The organism is Streptomyces phaeochromogenes, from assembly GCF_001418655.1.
Classification (GTDB): domain Bacteria; phylum Actinomycetota; class Actinomycetes; order Streptomycetales; family Streptomycetaceae; genus Streptomyces; species Streptomyces phaeochromogenes.
The window spans coordinates 1-4,268 of record NZ_LIQZ01000306.1; the positions used below are offsets into that span (position 1 = coordinate 1).

5 protein-coding genes are annotated in these 4,268 nt (G+C 71.2%); all 5 read right to left on the reverse strand.

Annotated elements, in window-relative coordinates; all coding sequences use genetic code 11:
• Nucleotides 1-635, reverse strand: a 635-nt coding sequence (locus tag AOK17_RS34410; protein WP_055616512.1) for a DedA family protein, incomplete at its 3' end; no start/stop codon positions are given.
• Between the two features lie 105 nt (nt 636-740).
• A complete protein-coding gene (locus AOK17_RS34415) occupies nt 741-965 on the reverse strand; it encodes an FmdB family zinc ribbon protein (RefSeq protein WP_055616513.1) in 225 nt (74 codons plus the stop codon).
• 9 nt (nt 966-974) lie between these two features.
• Nucleotides 975-1,619, reverse strand: a complete 645-nt coding sequence (locus tag AOK17_RS34420) for a DUF4383 domain-containing protein (protein WP_055616514.1) — start codon at nt 1,617-1,619, stop codon at nt 975-977.
• Nucleotides 1,620-1,806: 187 nt separating this feature from the next.
• Nucleotides 1,807-3,231 carry a hypothetical protein gene (locus AOK17_RS34425; protein ID WP_055616515.1) on the reverse strand — a complete coding sequence of 475 codons (1,425 nt, stop codon included), beginning with the start codon at nt 3,229-3,231 and terminating at the stop codon, nt 1,807-1,809.
• A gap of 74 nt (nt 3,232-3,305) precedes the next feature.
• Complete coding sequence (locus AOK17_RS34430; protein ID WP_055616516.1) at nt 3,306-4,070, reverse strand: DUF4097 family beta strand repeat-containing protein; 765 nt, start codon at nt 4,068-4,070, stop codon at nt 3,306-3,308.
• Between the last annotated feature and the right edge of the window lie 198 nt (nt 4,071-4,268).

The following is a 4,268-nucleotide window of genomic DNA, read 5'->3' on the forward strand; positions in this document are numbered from 1 at the left end:
CCGCCCGGGCCCGGGCGGAACAGCCGTAGGCCCGCGAAGAGGAGCAGCGCGAGCACCGCCCCTACCAGCACGACCTTCGAGTACGTCGACACATAGCCGGTGACCTCGGACCAGTTCTCGCCGAGCAGATAACCGGCGAGGACGAAGATGGTGTTCCAGATCGCGCTGCCCAGCGTGGTCAGGCCGAGGAACACGGACAGGCGCATGCGCTCGACGCCCGCGGGCACGGAAATCAGGCTGCGGAAGATGGGGATCATCCGGCCGAAGAACACGGCCTTGGTGCCGTGGCGGGAGAACCACGCCTCGGTCTTCTCGATGTCCGAGACCTTCACCAGCGGCAGCCGGGCCGCGATCGCCACCGTACGGTCGCGGCCGAGCAGCGCCCCCACGCCGTACAGCGCGAGCGCGCCGATGACGGAGCCGGCCGTCGTCCACAGCAGCGCCGCGAACAGGTTCATCTGCCCGGTGCTCGCCGCGAACCCCGCGAGCGGCAGGATGACCTCGCTCGGCAGCGGCGGAAAGAGGTTCTCCAGCGCGACGGCGATACCCGCGCCCGGTGCCCCGAGCGTGTCCATGAGGCTGTTGATCCACTGCGGTGCGCTGCTGTCGGCCGCGGCGGCTGCGATGGCTGTCATGCACCCACGCTAGGAAACCGAAGCTGAAGAGAGCCTGAGGACGACGGCGGGGAACCTGGTCCGGGGTGGGTCCTGGCCGCGGGGGAGCCCCGGTCCTGGGCGGGGTCAGCCGCAGCAGCCTCCGCCGCAACAACCGCCTCCGCCACCGCCGCCCGCGCTGGGGCGGGGTGCGGGCGCCGAGGCCGAGCCGCCGACCGCGACCGTCGACAGCAGCTTCACCGTGTCGTCGTGGCCGGCCGGGCAGGCCGCCGGAGCGGACGACTCGGCCATCGGACGGCTCTTCTCGAAGGTGTCTCCGCAGGTCCGGCAGCGGTACTCGTAGCGAGGCATGGGCACAGGTTAGCGGGTGCGCGGCTCGTCTCCCACGGGTCCGTCTCCCAGGTGCGCGGCTGAGGCTCCCGGGGGAGCGGGGTCGCCCTTGGCCCCGGGCAGGGCCCGGGCCCCGACCCCCGCCCGCGCTCGCAGTCGCTGTTCGCGGGCGGCCTGCTCCGGGTGGCGGGACCGCCAGTACGGGTTGTCGTGCGGCAGGGCCGAGCCGACGCGTCCGTACATCCCGAAGAACATCAGCATCACTCCGACCACAAAGCTGAACAGCACGTTCTGGATGCGGAAGGCGAGGAAGTTGAAGCCCGTGTCGAGGAGGGCGAGGTTCACGAAGCCGCTGAGGATGAAGAGGACTCCGAGGATCATGTTGATCGTCGAGGCGACGTTGCCGCCGATCACCATGCCGACGAAGAGCAGCAGCCCGACGCAGATCGACAGCACGCTGAGCGCGCCGTTGGTGTTCAGCCCCGCGACCGTGTCCCCGCCGGTGTCGAAGAAGCCGACCTTGTCGATCAGCCCCAGGATGCCGAAGGCGAGCAGCACAAGACCCATCAGCCCCGCGCCGACCCGGTAGAACTTGCTGAGCCGGTGATCGACCGGCAAATGCTCATCGAGCCTGATCCGCCGCCTCGGCGCCGTACGAAGCACGTGCGTGGCCATATCCGCCTCCTCGGGTGCGAGCGGAGGCCGTACGTACCTTCAGCATCCGCCCGGGAGGGTCGGACCGCCACACTTGGAGCGGGACCGGAAAGCGCCGGGTAGGCGGGAGCGCCCCATAGGGGCGCGGGGAACTGCGCGCCCAGCCCTCACGGACCCGCACGCAATCAACAGGCGCCCAGCGGAGCGCTCACGCTCCGCCCCCACGCTCCTCACGAATCTGCGAAACCACCCGCCCCACGGTCCCCCGCACACCCTCCAGCTCGGTCAGGAAGTGCCAGTAGTCGGGGTGCCGCCCCTCCAACGTCCCGATCGCCCGCTCCAGCCGAGCCACCGAGTCGTCGAGGGGCCGCGCGTGCTGGGGGTCGGGCGTATTGCGCCCGGACATGGCCAGCCGCTGAGCGTCCCGGATCGCGAACCGCGTGCGGTCGATCTCCCGCTGCGGGTCCTTCGACACCTCGTTCAGCCGCCGCAACCGGTCCCCGGCCGCGGACACGGCCTCGTCGGTCGTGTTCAGCAGCGCCCGGACCGTGGACAGCAGCGAGGTGGCGTCCGCCCACCGCTGCTCGTCCCGCGCGGTCCGCGCCTCCCCGAGCTTCCGCTCGGCCTGCCGGACGGTCTCCGCGGACTGGTCGGGCACATGCTGCAGGTCCTGCCAGCAGGAGGCGGAGAACCGCCGCCGCAGCTCGCTCAGCACGGGCTCCACCTGCCCGGACCTCGTGGTGAGCGCCTGCGCGCGGGTCCGCAGCGAGACGAGGCGGCGGTCGATCTCGGCGGCCCGCTCCGGCAGCCGCTCGGCCTCCGCGCGCACCGCCTCGGCGTCCCGGGCGACCCGGTCGGCGCGCTCCAGCGTCTCCGGTACGCCGTGCTGCCCCGCGCCCTGGTTCAGCTTGGTCAGCTCCGGGGCGAGGGCGGCGAGCCGGGCGGCGAGATCGTCGGCCTTCAGCTTTGTTCCCCGTACGGCGTCGAGTGCGTTCGACGCGGCGAGCAGGGACTGGCGGGCGCGCTCCACGGCCGGGGCCAGGCGGGCCAGCTGCGTCTCGGCCTTGCCGAGGAGCGGGCCGAGCCCCTGCTCGAAACGGTCCAGCTCCTGCTTGACCCGGGCCAGCTCGTCCTTGGCCTTCGTCAGCTCGGTGCGCGCGTGGGCGGCGACGGAGGCCTCAAGATCGTCGCGGTCGAGATCATGGGCGTCGACCGCGCCGATGTACGTACGACTGGCCTCGTCGATGCGGCGGCCGAGCGCGTCGAAGTCGGAGACCGCGCGGCGGGCGGCGGGGGAGTCGTCGACGGCCGTGATCGTCTCGATCGAGATCCGCAGATCGCGCTGCGCGGTGTCGAGCTCGTAGAACGCGGCTGCCGCGGCGTCCTTCGCCGCCTGCGCCTCGGCCCGCTGGCTCTCGGAGCGCCCGCCGAACCAGCGCCGGGTGCCGCCGCCGGCGAACGCGGCGGGCAGCGTGAGCGCGACCGCGAGCAACGGAAGCGGAAGAAGCACCAGGGCCAGCAGGTCGCGGCCAGCACCGCGCGCCCCCGTGGGCCCGAACCCGGCACGGGGGCGAGGAACTTGCTGTGCGCATGGCACAAACGGTGTGTACGGCTGCGAAGGTGTCGCCGTCACTTCCCTCTCCCGTGCTGTCATCCGTCCTGCCTCGTGTCATTCTCCCACCAGGTAAGGACGAACACACGGGTCGGTTAGTTCGCCGTACGCACGGTGACTTTCCCGTCCTTGGTGTGGGCTGACACCACATGCGAGCTGCCCTCGTCACGGGGTACGGACACATCGACCGCGCCGTCGTCGGTCCCGGTGGTGACGCGGTACGTAGCCTCCGGCAGCCCGATGGTCAGGGAACCGTCGTCCCCGCGTGCCGAGATCCGGTCCGGTACGGCGGTGAGGTCGAGCTGCACCGACCCGTCCTTGGTGTTCACGTTCACGCGCTTGGAGTCGATGCCGCTCGCCCTGACCGAGCCGTCGTCGGTACGCAGAGTGAGCGCCCCCGCCACATCCTCGACCCGTACGGAGCCGTCCTTCGTGTGGATGTTCAGCGAGTCCTTGAATCCGTCGGCCTTCACGCTGCCGTCGTCGCCCCTCACGACGACCGCCACGTCACGCGGCACCTCGATGCGGTGCTTGGCCGAGCAGTCGGCGACCACACCCGAGCAGTGCATACGGAGCTTGAGCGTGTCGTCCTTCATCGCCCAGGTCACCTTGGGGTCCCCGCCGATCGCGACCCGCCCCTCGAACCAGCGCGTCACCTGGACCCTGTCCACATCCGCGGCGACCAGTTCAAGCGCCGAGTCGTCGGAGTCGACGGTCAACGTCCGCCCACCGAGCGCGAACGACCGATTCTCCGGCTCCTTGTCGTCCCCGGCACTGGCCCCGCACCCGGTGGCGAACACACCGAGGACGACGGCTCCCACACCGAGGGCGACGAGAGAACGCCGCGGCCCACGGCCCACGCCCCGCCCATCCGCAGACCCGACGCCACCGTTCGAAGACGGCTTGCTCGAAGGACGCTGAAAACCACTCATGACGGGACTCCCCCAGATTCGAACGCCCTCGGCCCCACGCTGTGACCCGGACATACTTCGACCGTACGGAGCCGGGGCTCACCGGGGGATCCGGGCCGCTCCCGGGTTGGGGGTGGGGTAAACCCC

Excerpts from the sequence above, each read along its gene's own strand:
- AOK17_RS34415 (WP_055616513.1), bottom strand. The coding sequence starts at position 965 with ATGCCTCGCTACGAGTACCGCTGCCGGACCTGCGGAGACACCTTCGAG.
- AOK17_RS34420 (WP_055616514.1), bottom strand. The coding sequence starts at position 1,619 with ATGGCCACGCACGTGCTTCGTACGGCGCCGAGGCGGCGGATCAGGCTC.